The organism is Streptomyces sp. AC627_RSS907, from assembly GCF_019049165.1.
In genome coordinates this window covers 44,923-69,652 of the sequence record NZ_JAGMUE010000071.1, presented here as the reverse complement: position 1 = coordinate 69,652, position 24,730 = coordinate 44,923, and the positions used below count along the sequence as shown (strand labels likewise).

The window sequence follows — 24,730 nt, the reverse complement described above, 5'->3', positions numbered from 1 at the left end:
GCCCCCGACCGGCGGCAATCCACGACCCCGATCGGTGACGGGACACGACCCCGATCGGTGACCGACCGAACGCGCCCGGTATCCGGACCGGAACGCTTGTCCTATGAACGGCCACTTGCCCGGCGCATAGGCCAATTGGGGGCGCTGAGAACGGTTATCGACCTTGGGGCGGGGGCACACGTCGGGGTATGGGCTGGACGCACGACTACAGTGACGTAGCACGCGACGGCCGCTCCACGAGCGGCGTAAGCACCCACCGACGAGGAGGCTCCCCGCAACTGGCGGGGGCGGACCCGCGGGTGGGCATTCCGCACATCCTGCGCCGCCGGGCCCGCTGGGTGTCCGTGCGCCTGCGGCATCCACGCGGCTGAGCACCGGGACGCCGCCCGCACCCTCCGGGACGTTCAGAGTGCGCAGCTGTCGCTGTCCACCTGCTGGTTCGCGCTGCGGCCCTCGACGATGTCCTCGCGGATCTCGTCCACGGTGAGCGCGTACCCGGTCTCGGCGTCGTCCAGGGACTTGGCGAAGACGACGCCGTAGACCTCGCCCCGGGGCGTCAGCAGCGGGCCGCCGGAGTTTCCCTGCCGGATGGTCGCGAAGAGCGAGTAGACGTCGCGGCTGACGTTGCCGCGGTGGTAGATGTCCGGGCCGCTGGCCTCGATGCGCCCGCGCACACGCGCGGCACGGACGTCGTACGCCCCGTTCTCCGGGAAGCCCGCGACGATCGCGCCGTCGTCCCGGACCGCGTCGTCGTCCGCGAACCGCAGCGCGGGTGCGTCCAGCTCCGGCACGTCCAGTACGGCGATGTCGCGCCGCCAGTCGAAGAGGACGACCGTCGCGTCGTACTTCCTGCCCTCGCCGCCTATCTGGACCGTGGGCTCGTCGACGCCGCCCACGACGTGGGCGTTGGTCATGACACGGCGCTGGCCGAAGACGAAGCCGGTGCCCTCGAGGACCTTGCCGCAGCCGGTCGCGGTGCCCATGACCTTGACGATGGACTGCTTGGCGCGGACGGCGACGGGGCTGTTCGCCAGCGCCGGGTCGGGCGGGTCGACATCGGTGATCGGCTCGTCGGAGAACGGGCTGAAGACCTGCGGGAAGCCGTTGCGCGCGAGGACGGAGGTGAAGTCGTCGAACCAGGAGTCGGCCTGCTCGGGCAGCGCCTCCTTCACGCCCAGCAGCACCTGGGACTGCCGCACCTCCTTGCCGACCGTCGGTATCGTCGTCTGGGCGAGCGCGGAGCCGATCAGCCAGGCGACCAGGAGCATCGCCACGACGTTCACCAGGACGCCGCCGGTGGCGTCCAGGGCACGGGCCGGGGACCAGGTGATGTGTCTGCGCAGCTTGTTGCCGAGGTGCGTGGTCAGGGCCTGGCCGACGGAGGCGCACACGATGACGACGACGACCGCGACGACGGCGGCGGTCGTACTCACCTCCGCGTTGTCCGTCAGTGCGTCCCAGACGATGGGCAGCAGGGTGACGGCGACGAGGCCGCCGCCGAGGAAGCCGATCACCGAGAGGATGCCGACGACGAAGCCCTGGCGGTAGCCGACGATGGCGAACCAGACGGCGGCGAGCAGCAGAAGGATGTCCAGCACGTTCACTGATTCAGGCCTCGCCTTGTCGTCTTCGGTACGCACCACCCTGTCATGCGCGCCAGTCCAGCGGGACCTGCTTCTCCCTGTCCCAGGGCCGCTCCCAGCCCGCGAAGTGCAGCAACCGGTCGATGACTCCGGCGGTGAAACCCCAGACGAGCGCCGATTCGACCAGGAATGCCGGGCCTCGGTGGCCCCTGGGGTGGACGGCGGTGACTCTGTTGGCGGGGTCCGTGAGATCCGCCACGGGGACCGTGAAGACCCGCGCGGTCTCGTTGGGATCGACGACGCCGACCGGGGAGGGCTCGCGCCACCAGCCCAGCACCGGTGTGACGACGAAGCCACTGACCGGGATGTAGAGCTTGGGCAGGACTCCGAAGAGCTGGACGCCTGCCGGGTCGAGACCGGTTTCCTCCTCGGCCTCGCGCAGGGCGGCCCGCAGCGGCCCGTCACCCTGCGGATCACCGTCCTCGGGGTCCAGGGCACCGCCCGGGAAGGACGGCTGGCCGGCGTGCGAGCGCAGGGAGCCGGCCCGCTCCATGAGCAGCAGCTCTGGACCACGGCCGGCCTCGCCCTGCCGCCGGCCGGCCTCGCCCCGGCTGTCCGCGACCCGGCCTTCCTCGACCCGGCTGCCCTCGCCTCCGCCGAAGAGGATCAGTACGGCGGACTGGCGCCCCGTGCCGTTCTCCGGCGGGAGGAAGCGGCTCAGCTCTCCGGGCCGGACCGTCTCGACGGCTCGTACCACCGGATCCAGCCAGCCGGGCAGGCCCTCCTTGCTGAGGATTCCGCCCCGCGTGTCGCTCGCCCGTGTCATCGCCACCCCCGTTCTGCCCGTTCCAACGCCCGACGTCCCCGAGATCGTTCCGTCACCCGGCCCCCAGCGGAGGTGCCGGGGTGCCGCCCGCGTCCAGGTACTCCTGCGGGGGCTTCAGACGCTGGCCGGGGAAACCGCCCTTCTCGTACTTCAGCAGCTTCTTCGCCTTCTCCGGGTCGGTCTCGCCCTCGCCGTACGCGGGGCAGAGCGGGGCGATGGGGCAGGCGCCGCAGGCGGGCTTGCGGGCGTGGCAGATCCGGCGGCCGTGCCAGATGACGTGGTGGGAGAGGTCCGTCCAGTCACTCTTGGGGAAGAGCGCCCCGACGGCGGCCTCGATCTTGTCCGGGTCGGTCTCCTCGGTCCACCGCCAGCGGCGTACCAGGCGCTGGAAGTGCGTGTCCACGGTGATGCCGGGGCGGCCGAACGCGTTGCCGAGCACGACGAAGGCGGTCTTGCGGCCGACGCCGGGCAGCTTGACGAGGTCTTCGAGGCGCCCGGGGACCTCGCCGCCGAAGTCCTCCACGAGGGCCTTGGACAGCCCTATGACCGACCTGGTCTTGGCCCGGAAGAAGCCGGTCGGGCGCAGGATCTCCTCGACCTCCTCGGGGTCGGCGGCGGCCAGGTCCTCGGGGGTGGGGTACGTGGCGAAGAGGGCGGGCGTCGTCTGGTTGACGCGCAGGTCGGTGGTCTGGGCGGACAGCACCGTGGCCACCACCAGCTGGAACGGGTTCTCGAAGTCCAGCTCCGGGTGGGCGTACGGGTACACCTCCGCGAGTTCGCGGTCGATGCGGCGGGCGCGGCGCACCAGCGCGGTGCGCGACTCGTCGCGCGGCGGCTTCGGGGCGACGGTCTTCGCCGGGGCGACGCCCTTGACGGCGACGGTGGCCTTCCCGGGGACGACGGCGGGCTTCTTGGCGGGCGCCTGCTTCTTGAGGGGCGGGGCCTTCTTCGCCGCGGTCTTGTTCGCGGACGCGGTCTTCTCGGTGGACCGCGCCTTCTTCGCGGGCGCCACGTCCTCGACGGGAGTCGAGGGCTTCACGGACGCGGCCTTCTTCGCCGGTGCGGTCTTCCTCGCGGGCGCCGCCTTCTTCGCGGGCGCCGCCTTCTTCGCGGGCGCCGGGCGCTTCCCGGACGCCGTCTTCCCGCCGGACGCCGGGGTCTTCTCAGCGCTCTCGCTCACGGCACCCTTCTCCGCAGTCACCCTCTTGGCAGGCGCCGCACCCTTTGTCGCTTTCGCCGTTTTCCTACCGCCATCGGGACCCTGTTCGCCCACGGCGGAATCGCGACGTACACTCACCGCGCAGCCCCCTCGGCCTGTGCTCTCACCGGCGATTTGGACACCCGGCCAGCCTACGACCCGGCACCGACATCCGCCCCGCACCCTGAAGATCGGCGTCCAATTGGACCCCTGCCGCGTACCCCAGGACACCGGTGCGGCATCCTTGTGACAGATCACACTGTTTGGACTGTCCGGCAAAATGGGCACCACGGACCCCTGGTACACCGGGGGAACAAGATCCTCTGAGCCGGTCGACAAGGAGAGAACTCGTGGACGACGTTCTGCGGCGCAACCCGCTCTTCGCGGCGCTCGACGACGAGCAATCCGCGGAGCTCCGCGCCTCCATGAGTGAGGTGACCCTCGCCCGCGGGGACTCGCTGTTCCACGAGGGCGACCCCGGAGACCGCCTCTACGTGGTCACGGAAGGCAAGGTCAAGCTCCACCGCACCTCCCCCGACGGCCGCGAGAACATGCTGGCCGTCGTCGGACCCAGCGAGCTGATCGGCGAGCTGTCGCTCTTCGACCCGGGCCCGCGCACGGCGACCGCCACCGCGCTGACCGAGGTCAAGCTGCTCGCCCTCGGCCACGGCGACCTCCAGCCCTGGCTGAACGTCCGCCCCGAGGTGGCCACCGCGCTGCTGCGCGCCGTCGCGCGCCGCCTGCGCAAGACCAACGACGCCATGTCCGACCTGGTCTTCTCGGACGTCCCCGGCCGCGTCGCCCGTGCCCTGCTGGACCTGTCCCGCCGCTTCGGCGTGCAGTCCGAGGAGGGCATCCACGTCGTGCACGACCTGACGCAGGAGGAGCTGGCCCAGCTCGTCGGCGCGTCCCGCGAGACGGTCAACAAGGCGCTGGCGGACTTCGCCCAGCGCGGCTGGCTCCGCCTGGAGGCCCGCGCGGTGATCCTGCTGGACGTCGAGCGGCTGGCCAAGCGCTCCCGCTGACCGGCCTCAGTCGGGCAACTGGATGAGCCCGTGCTCGTCCAGGTACTCGAGCTGCGCCCGCACCGAGAGTTCCGCCGCCGGCCACAGGGAGCGGTCGACGTCCGCGTACACGTGGGCGACGACCTCGCCCGGCGTCCGGTAGCCGTCCTCGACGGCCGTCTCGACCTGGGCGAGGCGATGGGCGCGGTGGGCCAGGTAGTACTCCACGGCGCCCTGGGCGTCCTCCAGGACGGGCCCGTGGCCCGGGAGCACCGTGTGCACCCCGTCGTCGGTCGTGAGCGACCTGAGCCGGCGCAGGGAGTCCAGGTAGTCGCCGAGGCGGCCGTCGGGGTGGGCCACGACCGTCGTACCGCGGCCCAGGATCGTGTCGCCCGTCAGGACCGCCCGGTCGGCGGGGAGATGGAAGCACAGGGAGTCGGCCGTGTGCCCGGGTGTGGGTACGACCCTCAGCTCCAGTCCTCCGACCCGGACGACGTCGCCGGCGGCCAGCCCCTCGTCGCCCAGCCGCAGGGCCGGGTCCAGTGCCCGTACGTGTGTGCGCGTCAGCTCGGCGAACCGGGCGGCGCCCTCCGCGTGGTCCGGGTGACCGTGCGTCAGGAGCGTCAGCGCGACGCGCTTGCCCGCCCGCTCGGCCGTGTCGACGACGTGCCGCAGGTGGGTGTCGTCCAGCGGACCCGGGTCCACGACGACGGCCAGGTCGGAGTCGGGCTCGGCGAGGATCCAGGTGTTGGTCCCGTCCAGGGTCATCGCGGACGCGTTGGGCGCGAGAACGTTCACCGCGCGCGCGGTGGCGGGGCCGGAGAGGGCGCCGCCGCGCGGCTGTCCGGGCAGTGCTGCTGCGTCCGTCATGCGGGGGCTCCCCCGGTCGGGTCGGAAGGCGTCGCCGGCGCCGTGCTCGGGACGTGCTGGGTGAACTCGTCGTGGCCCGGCCACGAGATCACGATCTCGCCGTCCGCCAGCCGCGCCTCGGCCAGCACGGGCGTCATGTCGCGGTCCGCGGCCGCCGCGAGCGCCTGGGCGGGCGTACCGCACTCCGCCAGCGCGCGGAGGGTCGCGATGGTCGGCGGCATCATCAGCAGCTCGCCCCTGTCGTAGCCGGCCGCCGCCTCGGACGGCCTGATCCACACCGTGCGGTCGGCCTCCGTGGAGGCGTTGCGGGTGCGCTGGCCCTCGGGGAGGGCGGCCACGAAGAACCACGTGTCGTAGCGCCGGGCCTCGAACTCGGGGGTGACCCAGCGCGCGAAGGCGCCCAGCAGGTCGGAGCGCAGGACGAGTCCCCGGCGGTTCAGGAACTCCGCGAAGGACAGCTCACGGGCGACCAGGGCGGCCCGGTCGGCCTCCCAGTCCGGGCCCGTCGTGTCGCCGGCCACGGAGTCGCCGGTCGGGCCGGCGAGCAGGACGCCCGCCTCCTCGTACGTCTCCCGCACGGCCGCGCAGACGATCGCCTGGGCGTCCGCCTCGCCGACGCCGAGCCGGTCCGCCCACCACGCGCGCGTGGGGCCCGCCCAGCCGATGTCACGGTCGTCGTCGCGCGGGTCGACCGCGCCACCCGGATAGGCGTAGGCGCCGCCGGCGAACGCCATGGAGGCGCGGCGGCGCAGCATGTGGACGGCCGTCCCGGCGCCCGTGTCCTTCAGGAGCATGACGGTGGCCGCGCGCCTGGGGGCGACCGGCGTGAGGGCGCCGGCCGCCAGCGCGCGGATGCGGTCGGGCCACTCCGGGGGGTACCACTGACCATTCGCCTGCCCATTCGCCATGGCCGGAGGCTATCCGGTGACGGGTGGATGTTCGAGTGGTTCCCGGGCGAACGGTGACGGGCGGACGTTCGAGTGGTACCCGGGCCCGGAACGGGGCCCGCGGGCCCGCGGGCCTGCAGGCCGGGGGGTCAGCCGGGCCCGGAACAGGGCGTGCGGCCGGGGGTCAGCCGGGGAGGGCGGCCAGCCACTCGGTGAGCAGCCGGTTCGTCTCCTCGGGGCGCTCCTGCTGGAGCCAGTGGCCGCAGCCGTCGAGGAGGTGCGAGGCGGTCAGGCCGGGCAGGGTGTCCGGAAAGGCGTCGATCGCGTCGGTCAGCCAGGTGGTGGAGGCGTCCAGGGCGCCGCCGAGGAAGAGGGACGGCTGGGTGACCGGGGCGCCCCGGTGGCCCGCCAGGTCGGCCCAGTCCCGGTCCATGTTGCGGTAGCGGTTGAGGGCGCCGGTCAGGCCGGTGCGCTCGAACTCACCGGCGTAGACGTCCAGCTCCTCCTCGGTCAGCCAGGAGGGCAGCCGGCCGCCCGCCGGGAAGCGGTCGCGCATCCTGCCGCCGGGGGCGACGAAGTGCGGGTCGGGGGCCTCCGGGCCGGGCATGGTGTCGCCGGACAGGGCGGCGTAGAGGCCGGCGAGCCAGCCGCGCACGTCGGGCTCGATCTCCGCCTCGGCCCGGCCGGGCTCCTGGAAGTAGGAGACGTAGAACTCCTGCCCGGCGAAGGGTCCGGCGGGGTCGCTCATGCCCGCGAAGACGTCGCTGGGCTTCGGGCCGCCCGGCGGGGTGTACGGCACGCTGAGCAGGCCGACCGCGCGGAACACGTCGGGCCGCAGCAGCGCGGAGTGCGCGGCGATGGTCGCGCCCCAGTCGTGGCCGACGATCACGGCGGACCGCTCGCCGAGCGCCTCCACCACGGCGACGTTGTCCGCCACCAGCTCGGTCATCCGGTACGCCTCCACCGCGTCGGGCCGGGAGGAGCGCCCGTAGCCGCGCACGTCGATGGCGACGGCACGGAAACCGGCGGCGGCCAGTGCGGGCATCTGACGGCGCCAGGAGTACCAGGACTCGGGGAAACCGTGGACGAGCAGGACCAGCGGCCCGCTGCCCTGCTCCACCAGGTGGATCCGGCCGGCCGGGGAGGGCACCACACGGTGGACGGGCTCCTGGGCGGGGCGGTGGTCGGTCGCGGGCGTCTGTGGCATGGCTCCTCCTGGCACGTGCGGTCGGTCCGGTGCGGGAGCCGGCGCGCGGGACCGGCGCCGACCGCCGGCTCCCGCCGCGGGCGGGGCACCGGAGGCCATCCTGCGGAGGCGGAGCGACGGGGGGCGAGGTTTGTTGCCGACCTGGCAACGGCCCCCACTCGCATGCCGCCCGGCCACGCGGTCCGGCCCGAGCGCACCGGCCACCGTCGGCACCGAGACCGTCACCGACCCGGCGCCCTCCCCGGGAACGCGTCCACCGCACCCGGCACCACCCACCGGAACGCGCCCGGCATCCGGCACCACACGACAAATCGCGCCACCGCACCGGCACCACACCCCGGCGCCATCCGGCGCGACCCTGCGCGCCCCAGCGCGATCCGGCGCGACCCAGCGCGACCCGTACGGCGTCGCTCCACCCCCGGTCGGGGCCCGACGAGGCTCTACGCCTGGTCGAGCTCCACCTGGACCTCGACCTCCACCGGCGCGTCCAGCGGCAGCACCGCCACGCCGACCGCGCTGCGGGCGTGCACGCCCTTGTCGCCCAGGACCTCGCCGAGGAGCTCGCTGGCGCCGTTGATCACGGCCGGCTGGCCGGTGAAGTCGGCCGCGGAGGCGACGAAGCCGACGACCTTCACCACGCGCGCGATGCGGTCGAGGTCACCGGCGACGGACTTCACGGCCGCCAGGGCGTTCAGCGCGCAGATGCGTGCCAGTTCCCTGGCCTCGTCCGGCGTGACCTCGCCGCCCACCTTGCCGGTGACCGGAAGCTTGCCCTCCACCATCGGCAGCTGTCCGGAGGTGTAGACGTAGGGACCGGACCGCACGGCCGGCTGGTACGCGGCCAGCGGCGGGACGACCTCGGGCAGCGTCAGTCCGAGGTCGGCCAGTTTCGCCTCGACGGCGCTCACGCCAGCTTCTCCCGCTTCAGGTAGGCCACGAGCTGCTCGGGGTTGTTCGGCCCGGGCACGACCTGGACGAGCTCCCAGCCGTCCTCGCCCCAGGTGTCCAGGATCTGCTTCGTGGCGTGGACGAGCAGCGGCACGGTTGCGTATTCCCACTTGGTCATGCGGCCGACTCTAGCCGCACCCCGGACCCGTCGGACGGCCGACCACGTCCACGTTGTCCACAGCCACCGGAGTACTCGGCGCGCGGACTGGTTACGCTCGAATACGTGAGCAGGCTCCAGGTCGTCAGTGGCAAGGGCGGAACCGGCAAGACCACGGTGGCCGCGGCCCTCGCGCTGGCCCTGGCCACCGAGGGGAAGCGCGCGCTTCTCGTCGAGGTCGAGGGCCGCCAGGGCATCGCGCAGCTCTTCGAAACGGAGGCGCTGCCTTATGAGGAGCGGAAGATCGCCGTCGCTCCCGGTGGCGGGGAGGTGTACGCCCTCGCCATCGACGCCGAACTGGCCCTTCTGGACTACCTCCAGATGTTCTACAAGCTGGGCAGCGCCGGACGGGCCCTGAAGAAGCTCGGCGCGATCGACTTCGCGACCACCATCGCCCCGGGCGTCAGGGACGTCCTGCTGACCGGCAAGGCGTGCGAGGCGGTGCGGCGCAAGGACCGGAGCGGGCGGTTCGCGTACGACTACGTCGTCATGGACGCGCCGCCGACCGGCCGCATCACGCGCTTCCTCAACGTCAACGACGAGGTGGCCGGGCTCGCGAAGGTCGGCCCCATACACAATCAGGCGCAGGCCGTGATGCGGGTGCTGAAGTCGCGGGAGACCGCCGTGCACATGGTGACCCTGCTGGAGGAGATGCCGGTCCAGGAGACCGCGGACGGCATCGCCGAGCTGCGGGCGGCTGGCCTGCCGGTGGGGCGGGTCGTCGTCAACATGGTCCGGCCCGAGGTGTTGGACGCGGCCGATCTGGAACTCGTACGCGGCACACCGCGTTCGGCGCTCGCGCGGTCCCTGTCCGGCGCCGGACTCGGCGGGGCGCGGCGGGGCGGGCACGCCGAGCGACTGGTGGACCCCCTGCTGGCACAGGCCGGGGAGTACGCCGAGCGGTACGAGCTGGAGCGGGAGCAGCGGGGCGTGCTCCGCGAGCTCGGCCTGCCGCTGCACGAGCTCCCGTTGCTCGCCGAGGGCATGGACCTGGCGGGCCTGTACGAACTGGCCACCGAGCTGCGGAAGCAGGGGATCGCATGAGTCCGGACCCGGCCCGGCCGCAGGAGGGCGCGCGGCACCTGGCGACCCCGCGCGTGCTCGACGTCGACCCGCTGCTGGAGGACCCGAGGACCCGCATCGTGGTGTGCTGCGGCTCCGGCGGGGTCGGCAAGACGACCACGGCGGCGGCCCTGGGCCTGCGCGCGGCGGAGCGGGGCCGCAAGGTGGTGGTCCTCACCATCGACCCGGCCCGGCGGCTCGCCCAGTCCATGGGGATCGACTCGCTCGACAACACCCCGCGCCGGGTGAAGGGGGTCGACGACTCGGCGGGCGGTGAGCTGCACGCCATGATGCTCGACATGAAGCGCACCTTCGACGAGATCGTCGAGGCGCACGCGGATCCCGAGCGGGCGGCGGCGATCCTGGGCAATCCCTTCTACCAGTCGCTCTCGGCGGGCTTCGCGGGCACGCAGGAGTACATGGCGATGGAGAAGCTGGGGCAGTTGCGGGCGAGGGACGAGTGGGACCTCATCGTCGTCGACACTCCGCCGTCCCGGTCGGCGCTGGACTTCCTGGACGCCCCCAAGCGGCTCGGCTCCTTCCTCGACGGCAAGCTGATCCGCGTCCTGCTGGCTCCGGCGAAGGTCGGCGGCCGGGCCGGCATGAAGTTCCTGAACGTCGGCATGTCGATGATGACCGGCGTCCTGGGGAAGGTGCTGGGCGGGCCGTTCCTGAAGGACGTGCAGACCTTCGTGGCCGCGATGGACTCGATGTTCGGCGGGTTCCGCACGCGCGCGGACGCGACGTACAGGCTGCTCCAGGCACCCGGGACGGCGTTCCTGGTGGTCGCGGCCCCGGAGCGGGACGCGCTGCGCGAGGCGGCGTACTTCGTGGAGCGGCTGGCCGCCGAGAACATGCCGCTCGCCGGTCTGGTGCTCAACCGGGTCCACGGCAGCGGTGCCGATGGTCTGTCGGCCGAGCGGGCGCTGGCCGCCGCGGAAAATCTTGAGGACCTCCGCATTGTGGATCAGGACGGCGGGAAAGCTGGAGTTCGTAACCCCCGTGAGACGTACGGCAGTTCAGAATCCCCCGAGCTCGCATCCCCTGCCGCCGCCGAATCCTCTCCCCGGACCGAGGCCGAGTCGGGGCCGGGCGCCGGCCCCTCTCCCGAGGCTCCTCGCACACCGGAGCGATCCGTCGACCAGCTCGCGGCCGGCCTGTTGAGACTGCACGCGGACCGGATGCACCTGCTCGCCCGCGAGCAGCGCACGCGTGATCGCTTCACCGCGCGTCACCCCGAGGTGGCGGTCACCGAAGTGGCCGCGCTGCCCGGCGACGTGCATGACCTCGCGGGGCTGCGGGACATCGGGGTACGGCTCGCGACGGGTCGGCCCGAACTGCCCGAGACGGGCGCCTGAACCGACCGAGGCGTCCGAACCGGGGCACCGGAGGCGTCTGCGACCGAGGCGCAGTCGGCCGCCCGTCCGCACCGGGCGCGGGAGGAGTTCCCGACCGCCCGTCCACACCGGGCGCGGGAGGAGTTCCCGACCGCCTGCCCGAACCGGGGCGCCGGAGGCGTCGCCGGCCGTGTCAGCCCACGGCCGCGTAGTTCTCGTAGACCTCGTCGTCGTCGAGGGGCACGATGCCGGCCCCTCGCTCGTACTCCGTGCGCGCCGTCTCCAGCAGGCGGCGCCAGGAGGTCACGGTCGGCCGCCGGCGCAGCAGTGCGCGGCGTTCCCGCTCCGTCATGCCTCCCCACACGCCGAACTCCACACGGTTGTCGAGCGCGTCGGCCAGGCACTCGGTCCGCACCGGACATCCGGTGCACACCGCCTTGGCCCTGTTCTGCGCTGCTCCCTGAACGAACAGTTCGTCCGGATCGGTAGTGCGGCAGGCGGCCTGCGCACTCCAGTCGATTACCCAGCCCATACCGGCGCCGTCCTCTCCCGAATCGAGGCTCCCCCACGGCGGCAGCGGCATATTCACCGCCGCCAGTTGAGGACGTTACGGAAGGTGGGCACAGCGCAACACCCCCGTCGGGCCCAATCTTGAATGGCCCGAACGGACTATGGGTAAGCGGCAGATCACCCGGGGGAGTGACCTGGCGACATACGCGACGAATCCGGCATTGGGGCCATCTCCCTTGCGCCACAACGGACACCGAACGACACACAAGGCGGATTCGGGCACGTATCCCACGCGCCGCGGTGCGCGCTCGCACGCGCCGACGCGCCCCCACCAAAGCGGGTCCGGGGTCTCGCGGAAAAAAAATCGAGCAGATCCGGAACGATTCGGGGTCACCGGACGTATTGATACGTGGCCGCACCGCTGTGACAGTTGAGAGCAGCTTAGGCCAATGCCTGTACGCGTGTCCGGCGAATGAGAACGTAGGCTGCCTTCATGCCAAAGAAGCGCTCGGGCGGTGGTCTGTCGCCAACGCAGCAGGCCGCCAAGTTCCTCGGTGTCAGTGTGCTCGCGGGAGCAGTGCTGGCCGGCATCGCGTTGCCCGCCGTGGGCGCGCTGGGGCTGGCGGCCAAGGGTTCGGTGGAGGGTTTCGACGCTCTCCCGGCCAACCTGAAGACTCCCCCGCTGAGCCAGCGCACCACCATCCTCGACTCCGAGGGCGGCACCATCGCGACGGTCTACTCGCGCAACCGCACGGTGGTCCCCCTCAAGGACATGTCGCCGTACATGCAGAAGGCGATCGTCGCGATCGAGGACTCGCGCTTCTACGAGCACGGCGCGGTCGACCTCAAGGGCGTCCTGCGCGCGCTCAACAAGAACGCGCGCAGCGGTGAGGTCTCCGAGGGCGCGTCCACCCTCACGCAGCAGTACGTCAAGAACGTCTTCGTGGAGGAGGCGGGCGACGACCCGACGAAGGTCGCCCAGGCCACCCAGCAGACCATCGGCCGCAAGATCCGCGAGCTGAAACTCGCGATCCAGGTCGAGGAGGAGCTGGGCAAGAAGAGGATCCTCGAGAACTACCTGAACATCACCTTCTTCGGCCAGCAGGCCTACGGCGTCGAGGCGGCCGCCCAGCGCTACTTCACCAAGTCCGCCAAGGACCTGAACCTCCAGGAGTCCGCCCTCCTGGCCGGCATCGTCCAGTCGCCCAGCCGGTACGACCCGGTCAACGACGCGGCGGAGGCCACCAAGCGGCGCAATGTCGTGCTCCAGCGCATGGCCCAGGTCGGTGACATCTCCCGGGCCGAGGCCGACAAGGCCCAGGCGGCACCGCTCGGTCTGAAGGTCAGCCGGCCCAAGAACGGCTGCATCACGGCCGTGAAGGGCGCGGGCTTCTTCTGCGACTACGTGCGCGCGGTGTTCCTGACCGACCCGGTCTTCGGCAAGACCAAGGAGGACCGCGCCAAGGTCTGGAACCAGGGCGGTCTGACGATCCGCACGACCCTCGACCCGCAGGCCCAGAAGTCGGTACAGAAGTCCATCAAGGACCACGTCTACACGAGCGACGAGGTGGCGACCGCGGCCACGATCGTCGAGCCCGGCACCGGCAAGATCGTCGCGATGGGCCAGTCCCGCCCGTACGGCATCGACACCAAGCAGGGCGAGACGACGATCAACCTGTCCGTCAACAACGACATGGGCGGCGGCGCGGGCTACCAGCCCGGCTCGACCTTCAAGCCGATCGTGGCCGCGGCGGCCCTCGAGGGCGGCATGCCGGCGACGAAGACGTACTCCTCGCCGTACGAGATGGACTACCCGACCCCGGTCGCGGCCTGCGACGGCAAGACGTGGAACGAGAAGGGCGCCAGGCTCGCCAACGAGAACGAGACCGAGGTCGGCCCGTACGACATGAAGGAAGCGACCGCGAAGTCGGTCAACACCTACTACGTGCAGATGATCAGTGACATCGGCATCTGCCCGGTCACGCGGATGGCGGACAAGATGGGCGTGGAGCGCGCCAACGGCAACAAGCTGGAGCAGACGCCGTCCATCGCCCTCGGCGTCACCGAGGTGTCCCCGCTGACCATGGCGAGCGCGTACGCGACCTTCGCCTCGCGCGGCACGTACTGCACGCCGGTCGCGATCGAGTCGATCAGCCAGCGGGTCGGCAGCAAGAGCAAGTCGCTCGCGGTCCCGAAGACCAGCTGCTCGCGGGCCATGTCCGAGAAGACCGCCGACACCGTCAACACCCTGCTCAAGGGCGTCGTCGAGGACGGTACGGGTCAGGAGGCCGGCCTCGACAGCCGCCCGAGCGCCGGCAAGACCGGTACGACGGACGAGCGGTACGCGGCCTGGTTCGTGGGCTACACCCCGGACCTCGCCGGCGCCGTGTGGGTCGGTGACCCCAAGCACGAGCGGCAGATGGTCGACATCACCATCGGCGGCGTCCCGCACGACAAGGTCTTCGGTGGCGCGGTCCCCGGTCCGATCTGGGGCGACATGATGTCGGGCGCGCTGGAGGGCACACCGGCCACCGACTTCAACCTCGTCCACATCCCGGACAGCAAGGCGAAGGACAAGGACAAGGGCCGGGGCGACGACAACCGGGACGGCGACAACCGGGACGACGGCCGAAACGGCGACAACGGCGGAAACGGCGGAAACGGCGGAAACGGTGGGGACAACGGCGACGGCGGCCTCATCGGCGGCCTGATCGACGGCGGCACCGACAACGGGGGCGCCGACGGCGGCTTCCCGGGCACCATCTTCCAGGGCCAGGGCAACGGCGGAAACGGAAACGGCGGGCGGCGCGACTGACCTCCGGTCCGCCACCGAGCCGGTGACGAAGGCCGACGGGCCCCTCCGACACGGAGGGGCCCGTCGGCCTCTTGTCTCCCTCTGCCTTCGCTCGTCCGGGCGGCGCGTGCTGCCCGGACGAGCGGCGCGCGTCAGCCCGCCAGCAGCTTCTTGACTGCGGCGGCGACCCGGCCGCCCTCGGCCTGTCCGGCCACCTTCGGGTTCACGATCTTCATGACGGCACCCATGGCCCGCGGCCCCTCGGCACCGGCCGCCCGCGCCTCCTCGACGGCCTGGGCGACGATCGCGTTCAGCTCGTCGTCGGACAGCTGCTTGGGCAGGTAGGCGGCGAGCACCTCGCCCTCCGCCTTCTCCCGCTCGGACTGCTCGGGACGTCCTCCCTGGGCGAAGGCGTCGGCGGCCTCACGGCGCTTCTTCGCCTCGCGGGTGATCACCTTCTGCACCTCGTCGTCGGAGAGCTCCCGCTTCTCCTTCCCCGCGACCTCCTCCTTGGTGATCGCGGCGAGCGTCAGCCGGAGCGTCGAGGAGCGGAGCTCGTCGCGCTCCTTGATCGCGGCGTTGAGGTCGTCCTGCAGCTTCGACTTGAGCGTGGTCATGGGCCTGATTGTCGCAGGTGCGGGAGGAAGGGCGCCCGCTGATTTCGCTCTGCCACGGGCGGGCACCCGGTCCGGCGGCTCGCGGTCGGCGTCCGCCGGGGCTTCTGACACGATGGACGCATGCGCGCGCGATACAGAGTGCCCCTGGGAATCACGGCGGTTGGCGCCGCCGGTCTGGTCTACGCGGCGGGTTTCGAGGCCCGCTCGTTCCGCCTCCGACGGGTGACGATCCCCGTCCTGCCCTCCGGCATGCGCCCCCTGCGCGTCCTCCAGGTCTCCGACATCCACATGGTCGGCGGCCAGCGCAAGAAGCAGCGCTGGCTGCGCTCGCTGGCCGGGCTGCGCCCCGACTTCGTGATCAACACCGGGGACAACCTGTCCGACCCGGACGGCGTCCCGGAGGTCCTGGACGCGCTGGGGCCCCTGATGGAGTTCCCGGGCGCCTACGTCTTCGGCTCCAACGACTACTACGGCCCCAAGCCCCGCAACCCCGCCCGGTACCTGCTCGAGAAGGTCCAGGGCCGTCACGGCCTGAACGGCAACCCGCCCGTCGTGGGGGCCGTCCACAACCCGTGGGAGGACCTGCGTGACGGCTTCGACGCCGCGGGCTGGCAGAACCTCACGAACACGCGCGGCACGCTCAAGGTCGAGGGCGTGTCGGTCGAACTGACGGGACTGGACGACCCGCACATCAAGCGGGACCGGTACGCGGAGGTGGCGGGCGGCCCGTCGGGCACGGCGGACTTCTCGATGGGCGTGGTCCACGCGCCCTACCTGCGCGTCCTCGACTCCTACACGGCGGACGGCTACCCCTTGGTCCTGGCCGGCCACACGCACGGCGGCCAGGTCTGCATCCCCTTCTACGGCGCCCTGGTCACCAACTGCGACCTGGACACGGACCGCGTGAAGGGCCTGTCCACGCACACGGCCGAGGGCCGTACGGCCTACCTCCACGTGTCGGCGGGCTGCGGTACGAGCAGGTACACGCCGGTACGTTTCGCCTGCCCGCCGGAGGCGACGCTGCTGACGCTGGTGGGCCGGGAGCGGTAGCGGGGCCGGCCCACGGTACGGGTGGTGGGCCGGGCCCGGGTGGGCCGGGCCCGGGTGAGCCGGGCCCGGGTGAGCCGGGCCCGGGTGAGCCGGGCCCGGGTGAGCCGGGCCCGGGTGAGCCGGGCCCGGGTGAGCCGGGCCCGGGTGGGCCGGGCCCGGGGGAGCCGGGCCCCCGTAGGCCACGTCCCGTAGGCCACGTCCCGTAGGCCACGCCCCGGTGGGCCGTGTCCCCCACACGGCCCATCCACATAGCCCGATATGCCCGGTCTGTCTAGCGTGGGTCCATGACAGCACCGATACCCAGGGACATCCCGGACCTCCCCGCGGTCCCGAACCCACCGCGACTGCTGCCCTCCTCCGCCCCGGCGACGGCCGTCGTACCCCCCGTACGCCGCCCCCTGGCCGCCGTCTTCCGCCTCCTCACGGCACTGCTGGCACTGACGGGCGTAGCCATCGAGCTGCTCCTGGGCGGTCCGGTCGCGAAAACCCTCAGCCACTTCACGATCCAGAGCGGCATCCTGCTGGCGCTGGTCCTGCTCGCCTCGGCCCGCCGCGCCTGGTCCGCCGACCGCCCCCTGCCGGGCGCCCTGACGGGCGCGGCGCTGCTCTACGTCGCCGTCGCCGGCCTCGTCCACCACCTGCTCCTGGCCAACCCGGCGAGTCCGTTCGCCGTCCCGGACGGCGACGGCACGGGCTGGCACACGGCGGCGACCCACATCCTGCACACGGCGGTCCCTCTCGCCGCGGCCCTGGACTGGCTCCTCCTGACCACCCCCGGCCGCCTGCACCTGCGCCAGGCCGCGGCGTGGCTCCTGTACCCCCTGGCCTACCTGACCTTCTCCCTGGCCCGCGGCGAGCTCCTCATCCCCGGCGCCCAGGACCGCTACCTCTACCCCTTCCTCGACGTCGACGAGCACGGCTACAGGGGCGCCCTCGGCAACGCCCTCCTCGTCGGCCTCGCCGTCTACGCCCTCGGCGTCCTCCTCGTGGCCCTGGACCACATCCGCCCGGACCCGCTCCGCCGCCGCTGGTAAACCGGATTTCGTCTCCGGCCACCGGTGGGCTAAAGTAAACGACGTCGCCGCGACGAGCAGCGACAATCGGGGTGTGGCGCAGCTTGGTAGCGCGCTTCGTTCGGGACGAAGAGGTCGTGGGTTCAAATCCCGCCACCCCGACAGAGAAACACCAGGTCAGGCCCGGTGCTGAGAGATCAGCACCGGGCCTGATTTGCTGTGCGGCCCCGTTTTGGGAGCCATTTGGGAGCCAACTGGGTGTGATCTTCGGGATGCGGCTCCCGGCGGCTCCCAGCGAGGGGCGTTCCGCCTTCGAGCGCGCTGTGCGCCGGGTGCACCCCGGGAGAGCCCTTCCCCACGGCTTGTGCCGGGGAGCCCACGGACGGTACGACGATCGCCATGCACCCATGGTCTCCATTAAATGACCGGCAGCTCGCGCTCCTCACCCGCATCGGTGGGGACGGAACCGACCCCGTCACGTCGGACAACCCCGAGCTCGCGACCACGGCCCGCGCGCTCAAGGACCGGGGCCTGATCACAATGCCCAAGAAGAAGGGGAAGTGGCAGGCGGAGATCACTGACGCGGGACGCTTCTACCTGGAACACGGGCATCATCCCGACCGCCCCGAGCCAGCTCCACGCAGACCTCGTTCGACGGCATATGGAGCCAAGGCGCCGGCTGCCCCTCGCCCTCGGCGGGACGCCGCTCCCCCACCCGAGACCAAGCCGGCCCCGCAGCGTGCCGTGAAACCCCCACGCCCGTCACCAGCGGAAGTCGGAGCGGCACTGATCGCACAAGTGCAGGAAGCCGGACGATTCCTGCGGATCCCGGACCCCAGCGACGAGGAACGGGCTCGGTATCGCAGAGCCTTCGACGCGGCACGGCAGCGCGCCCCGGAGGGATACCACCTGAAGTACAGCGGGCGAGCGAAGGGGGACTTCTTCCTCGGCCTCCTCCGGGTGACCGGTGAGGACGACACCGAGTGGAACCGGATCCGCCTGGCACACAGCCGTGTGATCACCGACGTCGAGGACGTGCTCGCCGCAGTCACCGCGGACCACAGCGCCTTCGAGATCTCCGAGGAGGTCCTGCCGAGAGTCCTCACGCTGCTCCGGCTCCTCGCCGAACAGGCTCTCGCACGGTACGGCGAGATCGCGGTATCCAAGAAGCGCAAGCAGCCCAGGCCGCTGCTCACCGTCCACGGCAGAACGTACGAGATCAGCTTCCGCGAGCGGCAGAAGCAGGTCCGGTACGTGCCCAAGCAGCCCGGCCGACGTACGTACGACTGGCAGCGGGTCACCCCGGCGCACAAGTTCGAGCCGTCCGGCGAGCTGGAGCTGGTGGTTGGCCAGCACTCGGGCTACGGCTACGGCCACAGCTACGGCTGGAAGAAGGAGTGGGCCGACACCGCCAAGAAGCCCTTGGAGGAGCAGATCGGCTCAGTCTTCCGGGTGTTGAAGGCGCGCGCGGAGGAGCAGGAACGGGCTCGGCTGGAACATGAGGCGGAGCAGCAGCGTCTGCGAGAGGAACGAGAGCGGCAGGAGGCAGAGCGTCGGCGGCTGGAAGCGGAGCGGGAGGAACGCGAACGGCGGGAGTGGGAGGCCGCCGTCAGTGTCGCTTCGATCAAGGCCGTTCACGCGGCACGGGCCGAGCACTTCGGCACGGCCCTTGAGCGGTGGCGTGCCGCAGGGGAGATCAGGGCTTTCTGCGCCGCTCTGGATGAAGCCGCCGTCGCGTCGCAGGATGCCCTCGAAGCCGAGAGACTGCGAGAGTGGTCGGCTTGGGGAAAGGCGGAGGCCGACCGGCTCGACCCCACCATGAACGGCAGGGGCCTGGCCTCGCTCAATTTCCATGCGGAGCCGACAGGAGATCAGCTGCGACCGTTTCTCGACGGCTGGCACCCGCACCGGCCCGAGAAGGAGAAGCCGCCGACGCAGCCCGCGCCGCCCAAGCCGGAGCCAGACCCGTGGCGAGGTGTCATCGACGCACATCAGGATCAAGGCTGGAGATATGGACGCCAAGGTCGCGCTCAATGGTGGAGGCGATGACGCCGTGGCCTCGGTCGCGTAGGGCCTTGACCGCCTTCTCGACCAGCTCCCCGAGCCGGATGACCTCGGCGCGCAGGGCAACAAACTCGTCGTAGCGGCCTGCCTTGTCTTCGCCGCACCACGCCCGGACGGTCCGTAGGACGGCTCCATCCGCCTCCAACTTGCGATCGTCCCGGCGGCCGTAGGAGTACCAGGAGGACTGGGTACGCGCCTGCTCGATGTCCTGCTGCTTGCGATCCGCCTCAGGGAGGATCTCTTCAGCGAGGCGGCCGGCCACCTGACGGGCGACGCGTTCGGTAACCGGCCATCCGGCCAAGCACGAGCCGTCGCTCTTCTCGTAGACCATCGGGTCGGCACGTAGTTCAGCGGTGTCCATGCCGATGACCGGTGCCGCGTCGTCAAGGCGGCCCAGCTCCAGGACTCCTGCGTCCGCAACGCCCCTGCGCAGACGCAGCCTGTTCTTCGGCCGGACGAACCCGAGGATCATGCGCGCGGCCTCGAACTCTGTGCTTCCCCGCACCTGGCGTGACGCCTCGGCCAGTGCCAACTCTCCCGCGTCGTCCGCGCAGAACACGTCGACGTCCGCCCACAGTGTTACGAGAGAGTTCGGATTGACCCAGTCCTGCAGGCCCGCGTCGTCGCCGTCGAGGAACCGCACATGGATCCAACCGGACCTGCCGGAACCGCCCACTCGAACGATCTCCACCCGGCGAACCGCGCCGCCCAGCTCCTTCGGCCTGGCACGGTATGCCCAGTGCTCACCCATCTCTATGTGTCCATTGAGTCAGGTCAGTTGGCGCCATGACGCGGCATTCGCCGCAATCAACTCGAAGAAATGACTGCGCCAGACTGAACCTGTCCCGCAAGGCGTTGGAAGACGACTGTGCCCGTGGCTGGTCACTCTGGTTGCGCGGCTTACACCCCGAGCCTGTAGGACGCGAGAGAAAAAGACTCGTACGGCTAGGCCGTGTTTTAGGTAGCGCGGGCGGCCAGCCACTTGATGAGGTCGCCTGCGATCTGATTGATGCTGGTCTGGGTGGCGAAGTGGTGCTCACGCCGACTGGTGTCACTCCGGACGATCTCGTAGCTGCCCTCGTCCAGCACCGCGACGGAGGCGAACCAAGCGGGATCGTCCTCGTCGGGTTGGATGACGACGAAGGTGTTGTCCGTGCCGTTCAAGTCGCTGATCAGCATGAACAAGGCGTCCTCGGACGGGTCGTCGACGTGGTCGCCGTTCTCGCTGTCCGCGCAGTAGTAGTCGGCGGCCACGAACCCTCTCCATGTGCTGGTCGAATCGGTGGCGAGCATGGCACGGCCCGCGCGGCCGGCGGGTGGATCACAGCCACTGGTGGATAGCCGCGACGTGGACGGCCGCCTCGAACCGAACCGCGAGCTTGTCATAACGGGTGGGTGCGCCACGAGGCGCCATGGGATCGAGTGAGGTGAGAGACCTTCACCGCCGGGTTGTCGTAGCAATCCGGTTGAAGCTGGGGGCAGTTCGGTCCGGGGGGATGCCGAGCCGAGCGGTAAGCAGCTCCGACAACGCCGGGACGGGTTGGTACTGCCAGACGGTCCGGGTCCGGCTAGCCTCGAACTTTCGTGAGTGTCCGTGAGCTTGCTGAGGGACTCTTTCGGCTCGTTCGGGGCCGGAGATTTCTGCGGGTGGGCAGGCCGGTGGCCCGGCTGTCGCGTCGGGCGGGCGCCGGGTTCCACGGCTCCGGTCGGGTGGTGCTGCTCGCAGGGACGGGAAGTTGCTGGTCAGCCGGGGTTCGGCAGGGCCGCGAGCCGATGCATGGCGTCGGTGACCACTTCAGTCCAGGGCCAGTGCCTGGCGAGGCGGAGGATGCGGCGGCGGCCGGTGGTGACCAGCTGGGCAGCGGCGGAGAACAGCCGCAGTCGCAGGCGGCGGGGTTCCCACAGACGTGCGGCTCCGGTCAGCGCCAGCATCGGCATCCAGGCGAGCAGGTCGAGGGCGGTCTGGACGATCTCCAGCCAGATCTGGTTCTGTGCGGCGTCGTGCAGGGGCAGGTTGCGCAGGCCGGTGGCGCGGGCGGCGCGGATGCGGTCCTCGGCCCTGGCCCGCTGGCGGTGGCGCAGTTCGAGCGCGGCGATCGGGACGTTCTTGGTGTTCGTGGCGAAGCAGGTCAGGCGCATGCCGTCGGTGTCGGTGAAGCGCAACTGGGCGCCGGGGTGCGGGCGTTCCTTCCGCACGATCAGCCGCATCCCCTTGGGCCAGCCTTTGAGGCAGTCGCCGTCGAGTTCGGCCACCCAGGCGCCGTCACGGACCTCGCCGTCCGGCTCGACGGCCGGCGTCCAGGCCGAGGCCGGGACCTTCAGGACGGCCTGGTGGATGGCATCGGTGATGGTCATGCCGACCGAGTAGGACAGCCACCGGCCGCGGGCGGCAAGCCAGTCGACGAACTCGTGGGTGCCCCCGCCCGAGTCGGTGCGGATCAGCGTCCGCCGACCCCGCCGGTACCTCTTCGGCAACTGCGCCAGCGCCAGCCGGGCGGCCTCGATGTGGTCGGCGGCGGTATTGCTGCCCGCGTTCCCGGGCCGCAGCAGAGCGGCCACCGGTTCCCCGGACCCGCCCCGGCCGTGGTCGACGAACCCCATCAGCGGATGGTGCCCGAAGGTCTTCTTCCAGGTCGCGGCCGCGTCCTGCTTCTCGGAATGCGCGATCACCAGCACTCCGTCCCGGTCCACGACCACCTGTCCGGCCGCGTCCGGTGCCGCGTCACCAGCCAACGTCCACACGTATTCACGGACGTGGGCGCGGGCCTGCCGCAGTGCGGTCAGCGCACGCTTCCCACCCGCTGCCAACGTGTCGATCAACCGGGACACCGTTGGATCGGAGGCCACCGGCCCGAACACCGCTGGTTCGGCCCGCAGCATGCCAACGTCTGCCAGGCAGTCCCCACCCAGCGCGACCGCGAGCGCCACATCCAGCAGCACCTTGCCCGGATCATGCACCGCCCGCGGCCTGCGCCACGGTGCCAGCGCCGCCGACATCGCCTGATCAAGACCGGACTTGCGGACCGTCTCCACCAGCAGCACACCGCCGGCGTGGGACACCACCCCGCGGCCACCACCCTCAGCGCGGACACGCGGGTAGGACCCGATAGCCTTCTTCACCTGGAGAGTGCTTCTTTCATACGACGACCTGGACCCTAGACAAGTCCCATCGTTGCAGGTCAGGAGCACTCTTCGCGTTTCTGATCACCCACCGGGCGCCCCGCCACGTGAAAGCGCGAGGCTAGCGAGACAGGAAGGTGCACGCGAGAAATCAGTGCCTGACGCCCCGTAATTACGACACCGGCTCGAACCTGGCGGATCTGGGCCGGACGCAGTGCACGATCACCAGCGCTCGTCGGTGGTCGACTCCGAAGCCGACTCTACTCATCGGTGGGGAGGCCACGCTGAAAGTCTGCGGCGTAGGCGTGGCGATGCTGCCGGGGTAGAGCTGGGCACCTCACCTGTCGATCGATTCGTGGTGAACGTGGGAATTGTCCGCGGTCGCCCCTATATCGGACATCCAGTCCGTTTGGGGGCAGGCCCATCGCCGGCTGATGGCCGTTGGGCAGGACGGAGGCTCCGTAGTACTCCGAGGCCGGGAGAGCCGGTCACATGGGGAAGGGGGCCAGCAAGTCAGCAGTAAGGAGACTGGAATGCCAGGAGGCTGTCGCCGGTGAATACCGACGAGCTGGAATGGGCCTTGATGAAGGCCGAACGCCGGGTACTGGAGATCCAGACCAAGCTGCACCGTTGGGCTGCTGATGATTCTCATCGCAGGTTCGACGACCTGTTCAACCTCGTGGCCGATCCCGCCTTCCTGTTGGTGGCGTGGGACCGTGTCCGGGGAAACAAGGGCGCCCGCACGGCGGGAGTGGACGGGAAGACCGCCCGCTCCATCGAAACCGGGCAAGGAGTCGAAGCTTTTCTCGACAAGCTGCGAACCCAGGTCAGAGACCGCAGCTTCCATCCGGTCCCTGTCCGCGAGCGGCTGATTCCCAAGGCGAATGGCAAGCTTCGTCGTCTCGGGATTCCGACTGTGGCGGACCGAGTGGTCCAGGCGTCCTTGAAACTGGTGCTGGAGCCGGTATTCGAAGCGGATTTCCTCCCGTGTTCCTATGGGTTCCGCCCGAACCGCCGAGCTCACGATGCGATCGCCGAGACTCGCTACCTCGCTAGCCACGGATACGAGTGGGTGGTGGAGGGCGACATCACGGCGTGCTTCGACGAGATCGCGCACCCGGCCCTCATGGAGCGGGTGCGGAATCGAATCGGGGACAAGCGGGTGTTGTCCTTGGTGAAGGCGTTCTTGAAGTCCGGGATCCTGTCCCGTGACGGGGCTTTCACGGACACACGCACCGGGACCCCGCAGGGCGGGATTCTGTCGCCACTGCTGGCCAACATCGCGCTCTCGGTCCTGGACGAGCACATCGCCCAGGGCCTCGGAGGAGCAGATGGCACCTCCGAGGATCGGCGCAGAAGACGGCGCCGAGGATTGCCCAACTACCGGCTGGTCCGGTATGCGGACGACTTCCTCGTCCTCGTCTTCGGGAGCCGAGACCATGCCGAGGAACTACGCGACGAGGTTGCAGAGGTATTGAAGCCAATGGGCCTTCGCCTGTCGGTGGAGAAGACAAATATCACGCACATTGACGAGGGCCTTGATTTCCTCGGATGGCGCATCCAGCGTCACCGGAAACTTGGCACTGATCGGCAGTACATCTACACCTACCCGGCACGGAAATCAGTGCGTTCCGTCACGGGCAAGGCGAAGGAACTGACCGGACGGCAGAACGTCGGATTGCCGCTGGAATCCTTGCTTCACCGACTGAACTCGGTGCTGCGAGGATGGTGCACGTATTTCCGTCCCGGAGTGTCGAACGTCGCTTTCTGTTACCTCAGTCACTACGCGTGGATGAGAGTGACCCGATGGATCCGACGCAAGCACCCCGGGATCACTTGGAAACAGCTCCGTCGACGCTATTACGGCGGCGGCTGGTGGCCCGTCACAGAGGAAGCGGAACTGTTCAACCCGGCCAAGGTAAGCACGACCAGATACCGATACCGGGGAAAACTCATTCCTACTCCGTGGCCCACTACGGCATGAGGAACTGAACAGCCCGGAACGGGATTTGTGGAGAGCCCGGTGCCCGGAGACGGGCACGCCGGGTTCGGGAGGCGGCTCGGGGAAACCCACTGGTGGAAGCACCAGCAGGGCGCCCCGAGTCGACCTCACCCACCGCCCGATGCTGCTTGAGACGGCTGATCCCGCACTCGACCGCGTGCCGGGCCTTGTAGTCCTGCCGGTCGAAAGCGGGCGGGCGACCACCGGTCCGACCTCGACGCTTGCGGTTGCGGACCTGGTCGGCCGGTTCCGGGATCGTGCACCTGATCCCGCGCCGACGCTGATAGGCACGGTTCGCGCGGGAGGAGTACGCCTTGTCGCCCCGCACCCGCAGTGGGCGGCTGCGGGGCCGGCCCTGACCGTTCCTGGGCACCCTGATCGCGTTCAGGACCGGCTCGAGCTGCGGGCTGTCACCCCGCTGCCCGGCCGTGACCAGCAGCGACAACGGCTTCTGGCCCTGATCGCACGCCAGATGGATCTT

General features: G+C 70.6%; 24 protein-coding genes and 1 tRNA gene. 10 read left to right on the top strand and 15 right to left on the bottom strand.

From position 1 onward, the window contains the following. Positions 1-188 precede the first annotated feature (188 nt). Positions 189-371, top strand: coding sequence for a hypothetical protein (locus KUM32_RS43525; RefSeq protein WP_254405723.1), 183 nt, complete (start codon positions 189-191; stop codon positions 369-371). 33 nt (positions 372-404) lie between these two features. On the opposite strand, the gene KUM32_RS17760 is transcribed toward KUM32_RS43525, so the two are convergent. From KUM32_RS17760 to nth, 3 genes are read right to left on the bottom strand one after another with little or no spacing between them, the layout of a single operon-like run. Then, positions 405-1,604 carry a MarP family serine protease gene (locus KUM32_RS17760; protein WP_217142899.1) on the bottom strand — a complete coding sequence of 400 codons (1,200 nt, stop codon included), beginning with the start codon at positions 1,602-1,604 and terminating at the stop codon, positions 405-407. A gap of 43 nt (positions 1,605-1,647) precedes the next feature. Then, positions 1,648-2,409, bottom strand: coding sequence for a CoA pyrophosphatase (locus KUM32_RS17755; protein ID WP_217142884.1), 762 nt, complete (start codon positions 2,407-2,409; stop codon positions 1,648-1,650). A gap of 52 nt (positions 2,410-2,461) precedes the next feature. Further along, a complete protein-coding gene (gene nth / locus KUM32_RS17750; RefSeq protein ID WP_217142883.1) occupies positions 2,462-3,589 on the bottom strand; it encodes an endonuclease III in 1,128 nt (375 codons plus the stop codon). 368 nt (positions 3,590-3,957) lie between these two features. Between nth and KUM32_RS17745 the strand changes: the two genes are divergently transcribed. Beyond that, positions 3,958-4,632 carry a Crp/Fnr family transcriptional regulator gene (locus KUM32_RS17745; protein ID WP_019329813.1) on the top strand — a complete coding sequence of 225 codons (675 nt, stop codon included), beginning with the start codon at positions 3,958-3,960 and terminating at the stop codon, positions 4,630-4,632. A 6-nt stretch (positions 4,633-4,638) separates the two neighbouring features. Here the strand turns inward: KUM32_RS17745 and KUM32_RS17740 are convergent, their stop codons facing one another. From KUM32_RS17740 to KUM32_RS17720, 5 genes are all read right to left on the bottom strand, one after another. After that, positions 4,639-5,481 carry an MBL fold metallo-hydrolase gene (locus tag KUM32_RS17740; RefSeq protein ID WP_217142882.1) on the bottom strand — a complete coding sequence of 281 codons (843 nt, stop codon included), beginning with the start codon at positions 5,479-5,481 and terminating at the stop codon, positions 4,639-4,641. Further along, positions 5,478-6,389 carry an NUDIX hydrolase gene (locus KUM32_RS17735; protein WP_217142881.1) on the bottom strand — a complete coding sequence of 304 codons (912 nt, stop codon included), beginning with the start codon at positions 6,387-6,389 and terminating at the stop codon, positions 5,478-5,480. The genes KUM32_RS17740 and KUM32_RS17735 overlap by 4 nt, the downstream gene beginning before the upstream one ends. A 163-nt stretch (positions 6,390-6,552) precedes the next feature. Beyond that, entirely contained in the window at positions 6,553-7,575 is a 1,023-nt protein-coding gene (locus KUM32_RS17730) for an alpha/beta fold hydrolase (protein ID WP_217142880.1), read from the bottom strand. A 440-nt stretch (positions 7,576-8,015) separates the two neighbouring features. Beyond that, positions 8,016-8,483: a RidA family protein gene (locus KUM32_RS17725; RefSeq protein ID WP_217142879.1), complete on the bottom strand. Its 468-nt coding sequence runs from the start codon at positions 8,481-8,483 to the stop codon at positions 8,016-8,018. Continuing rightward, entirely contained in the window at positions 8,480-8,641 is a 162-nt protein-coding gene (locus tag KUM32_RS17720) for a DUF4177 domain-containing protein (protein WP_217142878.1), read from the bottom strand. The genes KUM32_RS17725 and KUM32_RS17720 overlap by 4 nt, the downstream gene beginning before the upstream one ends. Positions 8,642-8,746: 105 nt before the next feature. Here KUM32_RS17720 and KUM32_RS17715 point away from each other — a divergent pair, with 105 nt between their 5' ends. Together KUM32_RS17715 and KUM32_RS17710 are read left to right on the top strand one after the other, a co-directional pair. Next, on the top strand, positions 8,747-9,724 hold the full coding sequence (locus tag KUM32_RS17715) for an ArsA-related P-loop ATPase (RefSeq protein ID WP_217142877.1): 978 nt from the start codon (positions 8,747-8,749) through the stop codon (positions 9,722-9,724). After that, a complete protein-coding gene (locus KUM32_RS17710) occupies positions 9,721-11,100 on the top strand; it encodes an ArsA family ATPase (protein ID WP_217142876.1) in 1,380 nt (459 codons plus the stop codon). The genes KUM32_RS17715 and KUM32_RS17710 overlap by 4 nt, the downstream gene beginning before the upstream one ends. Positions 11,101-11,272: 172 nt before the next feature. On the opposite strand, the gene wblA is transcribed toward KUM32_RS17710, so the two are convergent. Then, positions 11,273-11,611 (bottom strand): transcriptional regulator WblA, encoded by a 339-nt coding sequence (wblA, locus tag KUM32_RS17705; RefSeq protein ID WP_217142875.1) that lies wholly within the window; start codon positions 11,609-11,611, stop codon positions 11,273-11,275. A 471-nt stretch (positions 11,612-12,082) separates the two neighbouring features. Here wblA and KUM32_RS17700 point away from each other — a divergent pair, with 471 nt between their 5' ends. Continuing rightward, positions 12,083-14,404, top strand: coding sequence for a transglycosylase domain-containing protein (locus tag KUM32_RS17700; protein ID WP_217142874.1), 2,322 nt, complete (start codon positions 12,083-12,085; stop codon positions 14,402-14,404). 131 nt (positions 14,405-14,535) lie between these two features. On the opposite strand, the gene KUM32_RS17695 is transcribed toward KUM32_RS17700, so the two are convergent. Continuing rightward, complete coding sequence (locus KUM32_RS17695) at positions 14,536-15,000, bottom strand: GatB/YqeY domain-containing protein (protein WP_217142873.1); 465 nt, start codon at positions 14,998-15,000, stop codon at positions 14,536-14,538. Positions 15,001-15,120: 120 nt separating this feature from the next. Between KUM32_RS17695 and KUM32_RS17690 the strand changes: the two genes are divergently transcribed. After that, positions 15,121-16,050: a metallophosphoesterase gene (locus KUM32_RS17690; protein ID WP_217142872.1), complete on the top strand. Its 930-nt coding sequence runs from the start codon at positions 15,121-15,123 to the stop codon at positions 16,048-16,050. Here the strand turns inward: KUM32_RS17690 and KUM32_RS45315 are convergent. Further along, positions 15,945-16,247, bottom strand: a complete 303-nt coding sequence (locus tag KUM32_RS45315; protein WP_217142871.1) for a pentapeptide repeat-containing protein — start codon at positions 16,245-16,247, stop codon at positions 15,945-15,947. The genes KUM32_RS17690 and KUM32_RS45315 overlap by 106 nt on opposite strands. Positions 16,248-16,334: 87 nt before the next feature. On the opposite strand from KUM32_RS45315, the gene KUM32_RS17680 reads away from it, so the two are divergent. From KUM32_RS17680 to KUM32_RS17670, 3 genes are all read left to right on the top strand, one after another. After that, complete coding sequence (locus KUM32_RS17680; RefSeq protein WP_217142870.1) at positions 16,335-17,084, top strand: Pr6Pr family membrane protein; 750 nt, start codon at positions 16,335-16,337, stop codon at positions 17,082-17,084. Positions 17,085-17,151: 67 nt separating this feature from the next. Continuing rightward, a tRNA-Pro gene (locus tag KUM32_RS17675) sits at positions 17,152-17,225 on the top strand. Positions 17,226-17,462: 237 nt separating this feature from the next. Continuing rightward, positions 17,463-19,112 (top strand): PE-PGRS family protein, encoded by a 1,650-nt coding sequence (locus KUM32_RS17670; protein ID WP_217142869.1) that lies wholly within the window; start codon positions 17,463-17,465, stop codon positions 19,110-19,112. On the opposite strand, the gene KUM32_RS17665 is transcribed toward KUM32_RS17670, so the two are convergent. The 3 genes from KUM32_RS17665 to KUM32_RS17655 form a co-directional block, all read right to left on the bottom strand. Next, the gene (locus tag KUM32_RS17665; RefSeq protein WP_217142898.1) at positions 19,042-19,884 is read right to left on the bottom strand and encodes a PE-PGRS family protein; all 843 of its coding nucleotides are present in this window, start codon (positions 19,882-19,884) and stop codon (positions 19,042-19,044) included. The genes KUM32_RS17670 and KUM32_RS17665 overlap by 71 nt on opposite strands. A 200-nt stretch (positions 19,885-20,084) precedes the next feature. Next, complete coding sequence (locus KUM32_RS17660; protein WP_217142868.1) at positions 20,085-20,420, bottom strand: hypothetical protein; 336 nt, start codon at positions 20,418-20,420, stop codon at positions 20,085-20,087. A 450-nt stretch (positions 20,421-20,870) separates the two neighbouring features. Next, a complete protein-coding gene (locus tag KUM32_RS17655) occupies positions 20,871-22,247 on the bottom strand; it encodes an IS1380 family transposase (RefSeq protein WP_217142867.1) in 1,377 nt (458 codons plus the stop codon). Positions 22,248-22,800: 553 nt separating this feature from the next. On the opposite strand from KUM32_RS17655, the gene ltrA reads away from it, so the two are divergent. After that, positions 22,801-24,231 (top strand): group II intron reverse transcriptase/maturase, encoded by a 1,431-nt coding sequence (gene ltrA, locus KUM32_RS17650; RefSeq protein WP_217142866.1) that lies wholly within the window; start codon positions 22,801-22,803, stop codon positions 24,229-24,231. On the opposite strand, the gene KUM32_RS43520 is transcribed toward ltrA, so the two are convergent. Next, a complete protein-coding gene (locus KUM32_RS43520; protein ID WP_254405729.1) occupies positions 24,221-24,694 on the bottom strand; it encodes a transposase in 474 nt (157 codons plus the stop codon). The genes ltrA and KUM32_RS43520 overlap by 11 nt on opposite strands. Between the last annotated feature and the right edge of the window lie 36 nt (positions 24,695-24,730).